The sequence below is a fragment of the Flavobacterium palustre genome, from assembly GCF_014639535.1.
Classification (GTDB): domain Bacteria; phylum Bacteroidota; class Bacteroidia; order Flavobacteriales; family Flavobacteriaceae; genus Flavobacterium; species Flavobacterium palustre.
Genome location: NZ_BMGA01000004.1, coordinates 51,795 through 68,997, shown reverse-complemented (window position 1 = coordinate 68,997; position 17,203 = coordinate 51,795). Strand labels below are relative to the sequence as shown.

General features: G+C 35.1%; 16 protein-coding genes. 9 read left to right on the top strand and 7 right to left on the bottom strand.

Annotated features, from left to right (window positions below; translation table 11 throughout):
- Positions 1–32: 32 nt before the first annotated feature.
- The 7 genes from clpX to IEV84_RS09410 all read left to right on the top strand — a co-directional run bounded on the left by clpX (position 33) and on the right by IEV84_RS09410 (position 5,050).
- Complete coding sequence (gene clpX, locus IEV84_RS09440) at positions 33–1,265, top strand: ATP-dependent Clp protease ATP-binding subunit ClpX (RefSeq protein ID WP_188494041.1); 1,233 nt, start codon at positions 33–35, stop codon at positions 1,263–1,265.
- A 169-nt stretch (positions 1,266–1,434) separates the two neighbouring features.
- Positions 1,435–2,673: a phosphoserine phosphatase SerB gene (gene serB, locus IEV84_RS09435; protein ID WP_188494040.1), complete on the top strand. Its 1,239-nt coding sequence runs from the start codon at positions 1,435–1,437 to the stop codon at positions 2,671–2,673.
- A gap of 111 nt (positions 2,674–2,784) precedes the next feature.
- Complete coding sequence (locus IEV84_RS09430; RefSeq protein WP_188494039.1) at positions 2,785–3,195, top strand: SRPBCC domain-containing protein; 411 nt, start codon at positions 2,785–2,787, stop codon at positions 3,193–3,195.
- 10 nt (positions 3,196–3,205) lie between these two features.
- Positions 3,206–3,613, top strand: coding sequence for a VOC family protein (locus tag IEV84_RS09425; protein WP_066326923.1), 408 nt, complete (start codon positions 3,206–3,208; stop codon positions 3,611–3,613).
- A 12-nt stretch (positions 3,614–3,625) separates the two neighbouring features.
- Complete coding sequence (locus IEV84_RS09420; protein WP_188494038.1) at positions 3,626–4,063, top strand: SRPBCC family protein; 438 nt, start codon at positions 3,626–3,628, stop codon at positions 4,061–4,063.
- A gap of 19 nt (positions 4,064–4,082) precedes the next feature.
- Positions 4,083–4,517, top strand: coding sequence for a VOC family protein (locus IEV84_RS09415; protein WP_188494037.1), 435 nt, complete (start codon positions 4,083–4,085; stop codon positions 4,515–4,517).
- A 2-nt stretch (positions 4,518–4,519) separates the two neighbouring features.
- The gene (locus IEV84_RS09410) at positions 4,520–5,050 is read left to right on the top strand and encodes an SRPBCC family protein (protein ID WP_188494036.1); all 531 of its coding nucleotides are present in this window, start codon (positions 4,520–4,522) and stop codon (positions 5,048–5,050) included.
- A gap of 135 nt (positions 5,051–5,185) precedes the next feature.
- Here IEV84_RS09410 and IEV84_RS09405 read toward each other — a convergent pair whose 3' ends face one another.
- Positions 5,186–6,712: a GH3 auxin-responsive promoter family protein gene (locus IEV84_RS09405; RefSeq protein ID WP_188494035.1), complete on the bottom strand. Its 1,527-nt coding sequence runs from the start codon at positions 6,710–6,712 to the stop codon at positions 5,186–5,188.
- Positions 6,713–6,809: 97 nt separating this feature from the next.
- Between IEV84_RS09405 and IEV84_RS09400 the strand changes: the two genes are divergently transcribed.
- Positions 6,810–7,604 (top strand): DUF2797 domain-containing protein, encoded by a 795-nt coding sequence (locus tag IEV84_RS09400; RefSeq protein ID WP_188494034.1) that lies wholly within the window; start codon positions 6,810–6,812, stop codon positions 7,602–7,604.
- A gap of 96 nt (positions 7,605–7,700) precedes the next feature.
- Here IEV84_RS09400 and IEV84_RS09395 read toward each other — a convergent pair whose 3' ends face one another.
- The 4 genes from IEV84_RS09395 to sppA all read right to left on the bottom strand — a co-directional run bounded on the left by IEV84_RS09395 (position 7,701) and on the right by sppA (position 13,145).
- Positions 7,701–8,060, bottom strand: a complete 360-nt coding sequence (locus tag IEV84_RS09395) for a helix-turn-helix domain-containing protein (RefSeq protein ID WP_188494033.1) — start codon at positions 8,058–8,060, stop codon at positions 7,701–7,703.
- 2 nt (positions 8,061–8,062) lie between these two features.
- Positions 8,063–8,392 carry a type II toxin-antitoxin system HigB family toxin gene (locus IEV84_RS09390; protein WP_188494032.1) on the bottom strand — a complete coding sequence of 110 codons (330 nt, stop codon included), beginning with the start codon at positions 8,390–8,392 and terminating at the stop codon, positions 8,063–8,065.
- A gap of 174 nt (positions 8,393–8,566) precedes the next feature.
- Positions 8,567–11,227 (bottom strand): AsmA family protein, encoded by a 2,661-nt coding sequence (locus IEV84_RS09385; RefSeq protein ID WP_188494031.1) that lies wholly within the window; start codon positions 11,225–11,227, stop codon positions 8,567–8,569.
- A 157-nt stretch (positions 11,228–11,384) separates the two neighbouring features.
- A complete protein-coding gene (gene sppA, locus IEV84_RS09380; protein ID WP_188494030.1) occupies positions 11,385–13,145 on the bottom strand; it encodes a signal peptide peptidase SppA in 1,761 nt (586 codons plus the stop codon).
- A gap of 119 nt (positions 13,146–13,264) precedes the next feature.
- Here sppA and folK point away from each other — a divergent pair, with 119 nt between their 5' ends.
- The gene (gene folK, locus IEV84_RS09375; protein WP_188494029.1) at positions 13,265–14,401 is read left to right on the top strand and encodes a 2-amino-4-hydroxy-6-hydroxymethyldihydropteridine diphosphokinase; all 1,137 of its coding nucleotides are present in this window, start codon (positions 13,265–13,267) and stop codon (positions 14,399–14,401) included.
- Between the two features lies 1 nt (position 14,402).
- Here folK and IEV84_RS09370 read toward each other — a convergent pair whose 3' ends face one another.
- The gene (locus IEV84_RS09370) at positions 14,403–16,574 is read right to left on the bottom strand and encodes an Ig-like domain-containing protein (RefSeq protein ID WP_188494028.1); all 2,172 of its coding nucleotides are present in this window, start codon (positions 16,572–16,574) and stop codon (positions 14,403–14,405) included.
- A gap of 41 nt (positions 16,575–16,615) precedes the next feature.
- Positions 16,616–17,152, bottom strand: coding sequence for an RNA methyltransferase (locus IEV84_RS09365; protein WP_188494027.1), 537 nt, complete (start codon positions 17,150–17,152; stop codon positions 16,616–16,618).
- Positions 17,153–17,203 lie beyond the last annotated feature (51 nt).

Here is a 17,203-nt window from a genome sequence, read left to right as displayed (position 1 = left end):
AACAACAAACAACAAACCACAAACAAAAAAGAATGGCAAAAGAAGTATTAGAGTGTTCGTTTTGTGGGAGAAAAAAGCCGGAAACCAATTTATTGATTGCTGGAATAAATGCGCATATTTGCGACAGATGTATCGAACAGGCTCATGGAATTGTTCTTGAAGAGTTGAAATCAAGCGGAAGTTCAAAATTAATTGGTGATTTGATTTTGTTAAAGCCAAAAGAAATCAGAGCTTTCCTGGATCAATACGTTATTGGACAAGACCAAACTAAAAAAGTGATGTCGGTGGCGGTGTACAATCACTACAAACGTTTGATGCAACAGCAACTGGAAGACGAAGTAGAGATTGAAAAAAGTAACATCATTATGGTGGGACAAACCGGAACAGGAAAAACATTAGTGGCAAAAACCATTGCTAAAATGTTGGATGTTCCTTTGGCTATTGTAGATGCTACCGTGTTGACTGAAGCAGGTTATGTGGGGGAAGATGTTGAAAGTATTTTAACGCGTCTTTTGCAGGCTGCCGATTATGATGTGGCTAAGGCTGAACGCGGAATTGTATTTATTGACGAAATTGACAAAATTGCCCGTAAGAGCGACAATCCGTCTATAACACGTGATGTTTCAGGCGAAGGAGTACAACAGGCTTTGTTAAAATTGCTTGAAGGAACGGTTGTGAATGTGCCACCAAAAGGAGGACGTAAACACCCGGATCAAAAATTTGTTGAGGTGAATACACAAAACATTTTGTTTATTGCCGGTGGTGCTTTTGATGGTGTAGAAAGAATTATTTCTAAACGTTTAAATCGTCAGGCAGTAGGTTATAGTTCATCTAAAAATACGGATGCTATTGACAAAGACAATTTGTTGCAATATATTATTCCTAAAGATATTAAGGATTTCGGATTGATTCCTGAGATTATTGGTCGTTTACCGGTGTTAACACACATGGATCCTTTGGACAGAGCAACTTTGCGTGCTATTTTGACCCAGCCTAAAAATGCGTTGATTAAACAATATCAAAAATTGTTTTTAATGGATGAGGTGGAATTCACCATTACTGATGAAGCTTTGGATTTTATTGTTGATAAGGCTTTGGAATACAAATTAGGAGCTCGTGGATTGCGTTCACTTTGTGAAGCTATCTTAACGGATGCAATGTACGAATTGCCAAGTTCTGATGATAAAATATTAGAAATTGATAAAGACTACGCTCAGGAAACTTTAAATAAAAATTTATTGAAGCGATTAGAGATTGCCTCATAATTTTTAATCGATACAATTTTAAACCCGTCTCGTTTTTTAGAACGAGACGGGTTTTTTTATGAGTTTGAGTTAGCTTAAAATCATCTCTTTGTAAAAAACACGCGATATTTTTTTTTATCTACAATAGATTGTCGATTTTTGTCGCTTCTAAAATCAATATAGATTAAAAATGGCAATTGAGGATAAAGAGATAATTTTATTAAAAGTTTCTGGTCAAGATAAACCAGGGGTAACAGCTGGTTTAACATCAGTATTGGCGATGTATAATGCCGTTATTTTAGATATAGGACAAGCGGATATCCACGATACACTTTCGTTAGGAATTTTGTTCGAAATTGAAGCTGGTTCTTCTTCGGCTCCGGTTTTAAAAGACTTGTTGTTTAAGGCTTATGAATTAGGGATAAAAGTGAAATTTATTCCTATTACCATTGAGGATTATGAGAAATGGGTAAAAGCACAGTCTAAACAACGTTATATCATCAATATTTTAGGAGAGACACTAGCTGCGGGACAATTGGCCGCGGTGACTAAAATAATGTCCGACCAAAATCTGAATATTGATTCGATAAAAAGATTAACAGGAAGAACTTCTATTGTAGAAACAGAAGTATATCCCCGTTCTTGTGTGCAATTATCGGTTTCGGGAGAAATTGTAGACAAAACCGTTATGACAGCCAGTTTTATGGAAATTTCCAGAACTTTAGACGTTGATATCTCTTTCCAGGAAGACAATATTTACAGAAGAAACCGTCGTTTGGTGTGTTTTGATATGGATTCGACTTTGATTCAGACAGAAGTAATAGATGAGCTAGCAGAATTGGCCGGTGTTGGAGAGCAGGTGAGAGCTATTACTGAATCGGCGATGAATGGTGAGATTGATTTTAGCGAAAGCTTCAAAAAACGTATGGCTTTGCTGGAAGGTTTAAGTGAAGATGTTTTGCATAATGTCGCCATCAATTTGCCAATTACCAAAGGCGCGCACCGATTGATGAAAGCCCTAAAATATTATGGTTATAAAACCGCTATTTTGTCAGGAGGATTTACCTATTTTGGAAATTATTTGCAAAAAGAATTAGGTATTGATTATGTTCATGCTAATGAGTTAGAGATTAAAGACGGTAAATTAACAGGTAATTATATTGGTGAAATTGTTGACGGTCAAAAGAAAGCTGAATTCCTAAAAGCAATTGCTGAAAAAGAAGGGATTCACATCAATCAAACGATTGCTGTGGGTGATGGTGCCAATGATTTACCAATGATTAATTTAGCAGGATTAGGAATTGCTTTTCATGCTAAACCTACGGTAAAAGAAAGTGCGGCAACTTCTATTTCGAGTTTGGGTCTTGACGGAGTTTTATATCTATTAGGGTATCATGACCGTCATATTGATATGATGGATAATATCTAAATAGCTTAGATATAACGTTTTAAAAACCTTAGCTTTAATTTTGAGCTAAGGTTTTTTTATTTCGTTACGTTTAAAATTGTATTTTTATAATACAGACTTAAATAACGTACAATGATAACAGTTCAAACAAAAATTCAGGCTCCCATAGACAAGATTTGGGATTTATGGACATTGCCGGAGCATATTACCCAGTGGAATATGGCTTCTGAAGATTGGCATACACCTTTTGCAGAGAATGATTTGAAAGTAGGTGGTAGATTTAAATCGACTATGGCTTCAAAAGACGGAACAATGAGTTTTGACTTTGTTGGAACATATTGCGCTGTTTTAGACAAAAAATTAATTGCTTATACTATCGAAGACGGAAGAGTAGTTATTATTGTTTTTGAAGAGCTGGAAGATGGATTTGAAGTCAGAGAATATTTTGAACCCGAATCAGTAAATTCAGAAGAGTTACAATATCAGGGTTGGCAGGCTATATTGGATAATTTTAAGAGGTACGTTGAGAATAATTTGAGCTAAATTCAATACGATGGCAAAACAAATATGGCTTAATCTTCCGGTAAAAGATATTAAGCAATCCAAGATGTTTTTTTCTAAACTTGGTTTCTCTTTCAATGAGCAGCATGATACAGAATATTCAACCTGTTTGTTAGTTGGTGAAAATAATTTTGTAATCATGCTTTTTGAAGAAACCATGTTTCAGGAATTTATAAAAAATCCAATTACAGATACCAAACTAAGTTCGGAGGTTTTAATATCAATTGATGCCGAAAGTTGGGAGGAAGTTGATGCCATTGCCCACAGGGTTGAAGAAGCCGGAGGAACAGTCTTTTCAAAACCGGCTTTGAGTCAGGGTTGGATGTATGGGTGTGGTTTTGCTGATTTAGACGGACATCGTTGGGGTGTTTTGTATATGGATTTTAGTAAATTGTCTTAATAAATATTGAATATGAAAACATTAACTTTTAAGATTGAAATTCAGGCGTCCAGAGAAAAAGTTTGGTCAGTTTTGTGGGAAGAAGCCAGTTATAGAAAATGGACGGGTGTTTTTTGCGAAGGCAGTTATGCTATAAGCGACTGGGAAGAAGGAGGTTTTGTTCAATTTCTTACACCCAATGGTGAAGGAATGTATAGCATTATAGAAAAGAAAACAGAAAATGAATATATGGCTTTCCGACATTTGAATATGATGAAAAACCATGAAGTTTTGCCTGTTGATACTGCAACTCAGGAATGGGTTGGTGCCATGGAAACCTACCGTTTAACTGCCAGTAACGGAATGACTGTTCTGGAGGCTACAGTAGATACGACTGAGAAATATATTGAGCATTTTAATACTACATTTTCAAAGGCATTAGCTCTGATAAAAGAATTATCAGAAGAATAATTAATTTAAAATAAGAATCATGACAACAATCAATCCGTATTTAATTTTTAATGGTAATTGCGAAGCAGCATTTTTGTTTTATAAATCCGTTTTTGGAGGAGATTTTCCATACATTGGAAGGTTTAAAGATATGCCGGCAGGCGATAATACTCCTGAATTGTCAGAAGAAGAAGGAAATAGAATCATGCACGTTTGCCTGCCTATTGGTTCAGCTGTTTTAATGGGAAGTGATAGCAATTCGGCCAGTGGTGATGTGGTTTTTGGTGGAAATATGTCTATTTCTGTTAATGTCGAAAGTAAGCAGGAAGCCAATCGAATTTTTAACGGATTATCAGCGGGAGGAAATGCTTATATGCCAATGGCGGATACTTTTTGGGGAGCTTATTTTGGGATGTTTACCGATAAGTTTGGAATTAATTGGATGGTCAATTTTGATAAAAATGAAAAGCAATAAGTATGAGAATAATCAAAAAAATAGTATTTGGACTTTTAGCTCTGATAGTATTGCTTTTAGTAGTAGCTTTGTTTGTTCCAAAGGATTATACCGTTTCCGTTTCTGCGACAATCAATACACCAAAAGAAAAAGTTTTTAATTATGTGAAACTGATTAAAAATCAGGAAGAATATAGTGTATGGGTGATGCAGGATCCTAATGTTGTGATGAATTATACCGGAACTGACGGAACTGTAGGTTTTAAGGCGGAATGGAATAGTAAAGACGATAATGTAGGCGAAGGCTCGCAGCAAATTTCAAAAATTACCGATGACAGGATTGATGTCGATTTGCATTTTGAACGACCAATGAAAGGAGATGCTAAAGCGGCTACTTTTGTAGAGGATGTTTCGGGAAATCAAACTAAAATCACCAATGAATTCTATGGGCATTCCGATTATCCAATGAATTTAATGTCGTTGATAGGGAAGAAATTCATCACCGATGCACAAACTCAAAATTTAGCTAATTTGAAGAAGATTTTGGAAAAATAATAAGTTTTTTAAGCCACGAATTCACGAATAAAATGCAAAAGAGACTATCTTTTTACAATGCCACTAAATTTTAAAATTACTTTTCTTAGTGGAATTTTGATATTATATAAATTAGTGAATTCGTGGCTAAAATAATTATACTATCACTTTCTCTTGCATACTTTTCAATTGCTCCAGATAATCTCGTTGATTGGACAATCTTGGAATTTTGTGTTGTCCCCCCAGTTTGTTATTGTCTTTCAACCAATCATAAAACAAGTGCTCTCTGGCAACATTAATTACCAAAGGATTTAGCGTCATGTTGTTGTAGCGTTTGGCCTCGTAGTCGGAATTCAAAGTTTGTAAAGTTTCGTCCAACGCTTTTTGAAAAACATTCATGTCAGCCGGTTTTTTCTTAAACTCAATCATCCATTCGTGTGCTCCTTTTTCTTTTCCATCCATAAAAATTGGTGCAACGGTATAGTCTATTATTTCAGCATGGGTGATATGACAGGCTTTGGCAAGTGCCTGATCGGTATTTTCGACCATTAATTCTTCTCCAAAAACGTTGATGTGGTGTTTGGTTCTTCCGGTAACCCTGATTCTGAATGGATTTAGCGAAGTAAAACGCACGGTATCTCCCACTAAATAGCGGAACAATCCCGAATTAGTGGTGATAACAATAGCATAGTTTTTATTCAATTCTACATCGGCTAAACGGATTACTTTTTGATTGGGTGTTCCAAAAGTATCCATTGGAATGAATTCATAGAAAATTCCATAGTCGAGCATTAATAATAAATCACTGGAATGATTCAAGTCCTGAATGGCAAAAAAACCTTCGGAGGCATTGTATATTTCGTAATATTTAAAATCTTTTTTAGGTAGCAGGTTTTGGTATTGTTCACGATACGGATTAAAACTCACGCCACCGTGAAAATAAACTTCGAGGTTTGGCCAAATTTCAAGTAAATTCCCTTTGCCGGTTTCTTCAAGCATTTTGTTCATTAACACCAGCATCCACGAAGGAACTCCTGCAAAGCTGGTTACATTTTCTCTTTTGGTTTCGTTGATAATGGCTGCCATTTTGGATTCCCATTCGCTCATTAACGAAATTCTATTGCTGGGCGTACTGCTGAATTCAGCCCAAATAGGCATGTTTTCAATCAATATTGCCGATAAATCCCCGAAAAAACTGTTGTTGTCTTCGTAAATTTGAGAACTTCCTCCCAAACGTAAACTTTTGCCTGTAAATAGCTCCGAGTTTTCATTATTATTCAAATACATACACAGTAAATCCTTACTGCCTTTGTAATGGCAATCCTCTAGTGCTTCGTAGCTTACAGGGATAAATTTGCTTTTGGCATTGGTAGTTCCGCTGGATTTTGCAAACCATTTGATAGGCGATTCCCAAAAAACATTTTGTTCTCCCTGACGCGTTCTTTCAATTAAAGGCTGTAATTCTTCATAGGTCGAAATCGGAATTCTTTCTGCAAAAGTAGCATAGGAATTAATCGAAGCATAATTGTATTTTTTACCCAATTCGGTGTTTTTTGCAGCCGAAATTAAATTCATAAGCAGCTCTTCCTGAACCTCGTTTGGGTATTTCAGGAAAAGTTCGATTTGATGGATTCGTTGTTTTAAAACCCAAGAGGCAAATGAATTGATAAGCTGTGTTGGCATTTTTAAAAAATAGGGTTATGAAATTTAGCTTAGGAATAATAACTTTACCAAAAATAGCAAAATTTACGAAACAGCAAACCTTAAAAATTCAATCTTAATGCAATACGAAGGCGTACTTACTAAAATGGAAACCGAATATGGAAAACCTATTCAATATTATTTGGTTTTTGAAACTAGTTTTTTGAATGTTAATCAGCTGATTGGTAAAGATATTTCCATTGATTTTGTAGGTTTTCAATGCTTGAATTGCAATAAGAAAAAGAAAATTTTCCGTCAGGGATTTTGTTACGAATGTTTTTATTCCAGTGCTGCTGTGGGCGACTGGATTATGAAACCTGAGTTGAGTACCGCACATTTAGGAATTCCAGATCGTGATTTGGCTTATGAAGAAAAAGTGCAGTTACAACCTCATATTGTGTATCTGGCTTTGTCAAGTGAAATAAAAGTAGGTGTAACGCGTAAAACCCAGGTGCCTACACGATGGATTGATCAGGGAGCTAATGAGGCGATTGCTATCGTAGAAGTTCCGAATCGTTATTTGGCGGGAATTACCGAGGTGGCTTTGAAAGACCATTATGCCGATAAAACCAATTGGCGTAAAATGTTAACTAATGACATTGAAGCTGTAGATTTGGTTGCCGAACGATTAAAGTTAGAAAATTTAATTCCAACAGAAGTTCAGCAGTATTTTTATTCAGAGAAAAATGATTTGTACCAAATGGAATATCCCGTTTTGCAATATCCTTCAAAGGTGAAGAGTCTGAGCTTAGATAAAACCCCTAATTTTCAAGGGAAATTGACCGGAATAAAAGGACAGTATTTATTGTTTGAAGATGGAACTGTTTTTAATGTTCGTGGTTCTGAGGGTTATGTGGTGAGGATTGCGGTGTAAAAAAAATTCATTAGAAAATTCTTCTTTGAAAAAAAACAAACAAGCCGTCTCAAAGTTCTATTTTGAGACGGCTTGTTTGTATAAAAAGAAAAATTTTTAACTCGCGTTATGCAGAAATACTTCGGCAGGAATGCTAAAATAGTTTTTTAGCTTTTGAGCCATTTTTAAAGTAATTTCTCTTTTCCCTGAAAGAATTGCCGAAACATGACCTTTACTTCCTATAATTGGTTCAAGATCTTTAGCTTTTATTCCCATTTCCTCCATTTTATATTTAATTACTTCTAAGGCATCGAGCTCAGGTAATTGATAATGTTTTTCATCATAATCTTTTATCAAAACAATCAATAAATCCAATTCATCACTTTCAGCTGAGTTGGGTTCGGCATTAAAGATTTCCATCATTCGTATTGAAGCCTTATTGTAATCGTCTTCTGTTTTTAATACTTTCCAGTTCATAATTAAATCTTTTTATCTGTTAGAATTGTGGTGTCAAATGCAATAGTTTCTACATTTATTTTGTCATATTCTTTGTGTGTTCCAAACCAAATTACATAACACGCACTTTGTAGAAAATTAACTGAGATGACTAATCGAAAATCATTTCCTTTGATGTTGAAAACTACACGGTTGTTATTTACAATACTTGCATTTCCATAGACTCTTTTGAGTTCATTGAAGTTGTTAAGTTCCAGTTTTGAAAATTCATTGTACCAAATTAGCAATTGTGTTGCTGCCATTGGATACTTTTTGATGTAAAATAAAACCGTTTTCTTTACAAGGATTTTCATTTAACAAAAGTAATTAAAAGTTTTCAATTTGCAAACTTTGTTTTAATGTCGAAATTTTTTAAAACTGTTGATGTTTTTAGTTAATAGTAATCATTTTGCCTTTTTTATCAGAGAAAACAAACAAGCCGTCTCAAATACTATTTGAGACGGCTTGTTTGTTTAAAAAGAGTATAACTAATTCGTTTTTGTAGTATCCGCTACTTTTTTCTTTTTGTTAAAGAGATTGTTTAATAAATCGGTTGCTTTTGCTTTTACCTCTTCTTTAGCTTTCGTTTGCGCTTCAGCTTTGGTTGCAGGAATGACTGTTTTTGTAGTATCTCCGGCTTTTTTGTTTTTATTGATAATGTCGGTCAGGGCTGCGTTTCCTTTGCTGACTAATTTTTGTTTTTGTTGTTGGATTAGTTGATTGGTCAAATTGGTTGCAGCAGCTTTTAAATCAGTGGTGATTTTAGGTTTTGAAAAACTACCGCTTAAAAGTGCATTGACAGGAATATTTTCCAGTTTGGCGGCATCGGCAGCAGATAATTTTGAAATTAACGCATTGGCTTCTGTACCTAAATATTTAGCAGGAACATTGAATTTGATATTGTAATTCATACTCTGATCAAAACCATGTGTTCCGCCAATAGTTGCCTGAATATCCTGATATTTGATATTAAAAGGTTTTACGTTTACTTTTCCGTCTTTGAAAGTAATGGCAGCTTTCAAATCGTTTAAATTGATTTTGTTCAGGTCTAAGAATTTAATATTCGAAGTTAAAGCCGTCAACAGCGTCGAATTACTGGAATTGATAGTGGTAGATAGAAATTGACCTAATAAATCTCCGGTAATGGTTTTTAAATCGGGAGTAAGTTCATGTGCATCCAAGTTTCCGTTTAATTTGATAGTGGAGTTGATTTTTCCATTCACAATTCCGGCAATGGGAGCCAGTTTTTTAAGCATGTCTAACTGAGTGAATGATTGCGCAATATCCACCTGGTTTAATCCCAAATCCATATCAAATGTTGGTGTTTTTCCTTTGGTAGAAACCGCTCCGGACAAACCTATCGAACCTCCAAAAATGTTGGTTTTAATCTTTTCCATCGTTAGTTTTTCGTCTTTAACGATTAATTTACCCGAAACATTTTTCAATGTTAAATTATCATACAATACCGTATTGGCCTTTGCGGTAAGCGTGCAATCCAGATAAGCAGGGATTTTCATGGCTTCTGTTTTGGTAGCTTTAGTGCTCTCAGTTGTTGTATTTGTTGTTGCTGTTTTTGGTTTTTCTTCAGAAGTAACAAAATCATTGACCGCTAATTGATTGGAAGTCAGATTGAAATTTCCCTGTAGGTTTTGATTTTTAAATACAAAGCCATAGAAATTTTCTAAAACTCCGGTAATACTCAGATCGCTTTTTCCTGTGTAGGCTTTAAATTGTTTCAGGTTTACTCTTGACGGATTAAAGGCAATTTCGGCTGTGCTAATGTTCATTGATTTGCCGTTTTCGTCGGTGTATTTAAATCCTGACAGACTCATTATTCCGGCGTTTTTAATGTTTTGATACTGGCTTTTTTCTACCGATTGCATGTCGAATTGAGTAGTTACATCGGCTTTTAAAATTCCGCTTAAAGGTTTGTCGAGTTTAACAGGATAGGCTTTCGATAAATTTCCTAAGTTGATGGTTCCTTTCAACATGGCATCTACAAGAGCATTTTGGGTAACATTTTTAATATTGGCTTTGGCATTAAAAACATCCTGATCAATGCGGAAAGAAAGTTTGTCTAAGTTGACATAAGTATCATTTAAAATTCCGGTTTGATTGATGATTTTAGTGTCTATAACAATGTTTTGAACCGATTTAGGCAAATTAGGATACTGAAAAGAAGCGTTGTTAGAAGCAATTTCAATATTGAATTTTGGCACCGTTGTATCCGAATACAATCCTTTGGCGAAACCGGCTACGGTGAAATCACCTGTAGTTTTTACATTGTCCAGATTAGCTGCATAAGCGGCAGGAATCACTCCAAGGAAATTTTTAAATGAAGATGTTGGTGTTTTAAATTTCAAATCGTATTCCTGACCGGCATCAACTAATTGAATAAATCCGTCAAATTCCAAAGGTAATTGATTGATTAAAGCCTTGTTTTCCTTGAAAGTATATTTGCTTTTTTCTAAATCAATTCCCAGAATGGCATCCAGCGTCAGGGCTACATTGTTCATATAATTCACCTTGTCCATATCCAGGCTAATTTTGGCTGTTGATTTGGTGTTTAAATCTAATTTGGAAGCTGCAAAATCTCCGGTTCCTTCGTGGTTCAAACTGTCAATTAGCATTTTTATTTTCGAACTTTCGTCAAAATAGCGGAATTGAAAATTTTCCAGTTTGTAATTCTGAATGTTCAAAGCCAACGGTTTGCTTTTTGAATCCTCTTTGGTTTCTGAATCGTCTTTTATCGCAATATCATAATTTCCAACTCCATCTTTGTTGAAAATAATATTGATTAAACCATCTTTAGAACTGATCCCGTCAATATTTATGGGCTCATTATCGCCTTTAAAAAGTTCTTTGATTGACATTTTTAAATTCAGTTCGCCTAATGCAACTAAAGTATCACCTTCAAAAGGTGCTTTGTTAATGATAGCTAATTTTTCGATGGTCACATTCGCATTGGGAAAGTTTTTAAACAAACTCAAATCGGCATCGGCAAAACTTACTTTGGCATCCACTTTTCGATTAATGGCATCAGTGATTTTAGCTTTTATCTGATCCTTAAAAAAATAAGGAATTGCAAATAATGATCCTGCAAATAAAAGGATGATGCTTCCTGTAATTATGATTGTTTTTTTTAACATGGCGATGGATTTTGTCTTTATAAAAGGTATTCTATTACAAAAATAAAAGATTAGCAGCTAAGTAGTTTATAATATTTTCACAATATCTTACAATTTTTAGCTGCTGCTAAGAGATAAAAAAACCGTTTAAGTTGGTCTTAAACGGTTCAAAATGTTTTTAATAAATTGAAATCTCAAATGGCATCATGGCCTGAACTCCTTTTCGGGATTGGAACTTTTTTACTTGTTGTAAAAGTTGGTAGTTGTCGTTTCCAATTTCTTCCTTTATGATGTTTTCTTTTGAGCTTCCAAAAGGTAATTTAGAAAATATTTCATCAAAATCTTTTTCGTATTCAGGGTAGTTTGTAATGTCGTAATGTTGTGTTTTAGATAAACGGGCAGCTTCAGTTATAGCTGCATTCAATCCGCCAATTTTATCGACAAGACCAATTTTTAGTGCTTCCGAACCCGACCAAACTCTTCCTTGTGCGATAGAATCTACTTCTGCAAAACTCATCTTTCGACCTTGAGCCACATGACTTACAAATGTTTTATAAATGTGTTCAATGCTTTCCAGTGTAACCGCTTTGAAGTTTTCGTCCATAGGTACAAAAGGACTGTATTCGGCCGAATTTTGATGTGTTTTCACCTGTTCGATATTAATGCCAATTTTTTTAGTCAACTGATTAAAATTGGGCAAAATCCCAAAAACACCTATAGAACCTGTAATCGTGTTGTTTTCTGCAAAAATAGTATTGGCATTACAAGCCATATAATAACCTCCTGAAGCAGCATAATTCCCCATTGAAACCACCACAGGTTTTACTCTTTTAGTCAATTCGACTTCTCTCCAAATCAAATCAGAAGTCAATGCATTTCCTCCCGGACTGTCAATTCTCAAAACGATGGCTTTTACTTTTTTGTCTTTTCTTGCTTCCTGTAAAGAACGGCGCATGGAGCCTTCGCCAATAGTATTGACATCGCCTTCGCCACTTTGGATTTCGCCCTGAGCAAAAATAACGGCAATCTTGTCTTCGGTTTCAGAAATTACCGAAGTACTGGTCATTTTATGGGTGTAATCGCTAATAGAAATTTTGTTGTAATCTTTGTCAGTACTTACTTTTAAAGCTTTTTTGATGTCATTATGATACATATCTTCATAAGCAATGTAGTCGATGAGTTTTTGTTGTTTTGCCATTTGGGGTGTTCGGGCCAGTAAACCGTTGGCAATTTCGTTTAATTTTTCGGTTGTAATTTTTCGACTTTTCGAAATGTCCGTACAAACAGAATTCCAAATGGATTGCAGTAATGCTGTAGTTTGTTCTCTGTTAGCATCACTCATTTTATTTTCTAAGAAAGGTTCAACGGCGCTTTTGTATTTTCCATGTCGAATAACTTCCATTTTCACACCTGTTTTTTCCTGTAAATCTTTAAAAAACATAATTTCTGAAGAAAGCCCTTTAAAGTCCAATTCGCCTACAGGATTCAAATAAATGGTATTGGCTACTGAATTTAGATAATATTCTTTTTGCGAATAACTATTGGCGTAAGCCATGACAAACTTGCCCGATTTTTTGAAATTTTCCAAAGCGTTTCTCAGCTCTTTACTTTGCGCCATTCCTAAATTGGAATTGTTGTTTAAAATCGAAATTCCTTTGATGTTATCGTCTATCGAAGCAACATCAATGGCATTGATAACATCCGAAAGACCGATGTTTTTTTCTTCAGAAAAGAAACTCATCCACGGATCTTTATATTTGCCGGCATAATCATATCGTACATCTTCAAGATTTAATTCGATGACAGAATTGGCTTTAAGAGCTTCTCCTTCCGTTTCACCGCCAAAAATAGCAGCAAGGAAAACAATTCCGAAAAAAAACAGCATCAGAAATACAAACAGACCTACAACTGTAGCGATAACATTGCTTAAAAACTTCATAATAGTATTCTTTGATTTAGAAAAAAAACATCCGGATTATAGTTTTATTGTACCAGAATTCGGTGCTATGTGCAAATATATTGCTATTTCTAAAATTGTTTAGTTAATTTGTGCTTAATATGAAAGCACAACATCAGGTTATTTTATCTATTGGCAGTAATCAAGGCGACCGACTTGAAGCAATAAAAGAATGTATCGCAATGATACATCAGGAAATTGGAACGGTAATTCAGGTTTCTCAGGTTTATGAAACCGCCGCCTGGGGTTTTGACAGTGATGCTTTTTACAATTGTGCTTTGGTTTTGCATACTTTCCATAAGGCTGAGATGGTACTTTTGAAGGCTTTAACAATCGAAAAGCAATTAGGACGTATTCGGCAAAATGCCGGAGGATACCAGTCGAGAATTATTGATATTGACTTAATTGCTTTTGATGAGGAAATTATCGATACGGATGATTTGAATATTCCGCATCCGTTGATGCAGGATCGAAAGTTTGTGTTGCTTCCTTTTCAGGATTTGAAAATAAATTGGACACATCCTGTTTTACAAAAAAATATTTCGGAATTAATTGAGATTTGTTCCGATGAAGGCGTTTGTGTAGCAGTAGCTGATATAGAAAATCCGTTGCAAAAAGTTTCTTTTGCTAAGGCAAATTATATTGCTTTAGAAGGAAATATCGGTGCCGGAAAAACTACTTTGGCAGCCAAAATAGCACAGGATTTTGGTGCTAAAACTCTTTTTGAACGTTTTGCAGAGAATTCTTTTTTAGAAAAATTTTATAAAAATCAGGAACGATATGCTTTTCCGCTGGAGTTGTCTTTTTTAGTAGATCGCTATCAGCAAATTTCAGAGAATATAGCTTCGGTGGATTTTGAAAAAGACGGGTTAGTTGCCGATTATCATGTTTTTAAATCGTTGATTTTTGCTAAGGTTACTTTGGAGGCTGAAGAATATCAATTGTATAAAAACCTATTTGATATTATTTATAAAGAAATCCCAAAACCGGATTTGTACGTGTATTTGTTACAGCATCCGGATCGATTATTAGAAAATATTAAAAAACGTGGCAGAGATTACGAACAGGAAATTTCAGCCGAATATCTTGATAAAATCAACAGTGCTTATTTGGATTACCTGAATTCACAAACCGATTTGAATGTTTTGATTATTGATGTGACCAATAGAGATTTTGTAAACAATCCGTTGGATTATCTTTTTATTTTGGAGGAAATTCAGAAGAAAATCAATAGTTAAGTTATCTTTTTAATGAAAAATGACCTCGTTTTTCGGTGCCCGAATCGTCAATTTTTAGAATATACCAATAATCAGAAGCGGGAAGCATAAGTTTATGATAAGTCCCGTCCCAACTGGTGTTTTTAGCATTTAAAATAGCGATTAATTTTCCAAAACGATCAAAAACGCTCAATGAGGATTTTGGATAATAGATTAGTTCATTGATTTCCCAAAGGTCATTGAAAGAGTCGTTATTAGGAGTGAAAAATTTTGGAACAATTAATACAATGAAATTTTCACTGTCTTGTCCACAGGAATTTATTTCTCTCACATAAGCCGTTTGTAAACCATTTGGAGCATTAAAAAATACATTAGAAGATTGATAATTAATACCGTCAATGGAGTATTCAAAATAAGTTTCTTCCTTTTTTAAATAAATTACTACGGTTGTTTCGTTTACATCGATACGGTCAATTTCGGGAAGATTGTGTTCGGTAACAATAATTTTTTTCTCTTTACTGCAGTTGTATTCGTTTGTGACGTTTACCGTATAGGTTCCGGCAGTATTAACGGTGATTTTTTGAGAGGTTGCTCCGGTGGACCATAAATAAGTCATTCCGCTTAGTCCTGCGTCCAGTTCTGTGTCAAATCCTTTGCATAAGATAACGGTCTGGTCAGAAACATTAGGTTTAGGATTTACTATGATATTTACTGCAGTTCGAATACTTGTGCTGCAGCCATTGTTAATTGCTTCAGCATAGTAAGTGGTGTTTTGTGTGAGGGCAGGAGTGGTAAATTGGTTTCCGGAACTTAAAATAATGTTGTCAGTTGAAGAAACATACCAGTTAATGGTGCCTACATCAGTTGTTGCAGTTAAGGTAGCTTTTTCTGATTCGCATATTGGGATTGTGGTGTTTGTTATGTTTAGAGTTGGGAGTTTATAGATAGTTGCTATAACTCTTACTCTGGTAGATTCGCAGTCGTCAGCCTGAACATAATAAGAAGTTGTCGATGATAGCGATGGTGTTGTGAAACTATTGCCTGTTGCTAAAAGATTTCCTCCGGTGGCAGTATCGTACCAATTAATTGTTCCGGCTGAGGCTGTAGCTTTTAAAGTAACACTACTGTTTTCGCATGCTGTAGCAGCTGTAGTGGTTTTAATTTCAAGCATAGTAAGGCTCGTACTGGCAGAAAGTTGTAATTCAGGATCACCCGGCATTCCGCCGTATTCTACGATGTAGCCTCTGGGATAGTAATTACCATTGGCTGTAGTTATAGGGTTGCCTCCTAATGGCAAATCATTCCATGTTCCCGGATTTCCTACTGCTGGAGAGGTTATGTGTGCATAATCTTCATTGTCTCCAGAGTCATTAGGTTCGTTTGGCGCATTCCAATTGGCATAATTAAAAGGAGCTGTTGCTGTTCCATTGCCTTCGCCTCTCCAAAAAATAGTTCCTGCTTCTGGTCCGGTAACCCATTTCCAGACACCTTCTGTTTCGATATCACTTCCGCCTATCCATCCCGCACCAGGTGCTTGTGCTCCTGCTAATTGTGCTTCGTCAGCAGCAGTTAAAGTGGCTAGATAGCCTTGTAAAAAGTAATAGGTTCTGGTTGCCGCAGCATTTTTTGCTGCCGTCCAATTAATTCCTAAATCTGGAACATATTCGTAATAATGTCCGTTTCTGGGTAAATAACTGAGCTGTCCTTTTCCTATGCTGATAGAAAAGTTCCTTGTCCCGGATGGAGAAGCGGATGAATTGTAGAATTCGACTTCTTTAATGGCGGTTACGAAATCTTCATAAGGCAAATTGCCAGTTGTGGCGGTTAGTGTTAATTTGCCTTCAGTAGCATTGAAACTTTCTGTTATTGTAGTATTGCTGCTTAAATAGTTGTTGCTTAATTTTAAAATATCCTGACCCTGAATGTATCCTGAGGAAATTTGTATAGAAACGGAACTGGTTGTACTTTCGGTAGCATCATAAGTGATGTTAACATCAGTTACAATTTTTACATTGGTTTGAGAACAATACGTTTGGTTTCCAACAGCGGTAATGCTTGGCGGGTCAATTAAGGAGAAATTATTGTTTATGGAATGTGTAAATATAATTTTCTTTTTACTTGTAGAAGAAAAAGAATTAATTGTGAATAAAATTATTGGTACTGTAAAAAAAAATAAAAAATTACACTTTTGCATTTAGTAAAAGTATAATTTTTTAGGAATAAACAAAAAAAAAATTATTTTTCCCAATTCATTTTCTGAAACAAATCCCAAACTACAATTCCTGCACTGACCGAAATGTTCAAAGAATGTTTGGTTCCTAATTGAGGAATTTCGATACAACCATCACATAGTGCTACGGCTTCCTGAGCTACTCCATGAACTTCGTTACCAAAAACCAAAGCGTATTTTTGATTTTTTTCGATTTTAAAATCCTGTAGAAAAATAGCGCTTTCAACCTGTTCAATAGCCAGTGTGATTACACCATCTTGTTTTAAAGCAGTGATGGTGTCTAAAACATTTTCGTTATGTTCCCAACTTACGGTTTCGGTTGCGCCTAAGGCTGTTTTGTGAATTTCTTTGTTAGGAGGAGTTGCGGTAATACCACACAAATATATTTTTTCAATCAAAAAAGCATCGGCGGTTCTAAAAACCGATCCAATATTGTGCAAACTGCGTACATCGTCTAAGACTAAGATAAGAGGTGTTTTTTGGGATTTTTTGAAATCTTCAATTGATTTTCTTTCCAATTCGCTGTTTTCGAGTTTTCTCATTTTTAATAATGAAATTAATTTGAATAAAAAAAGCTTCCAATTTAGAAAAAG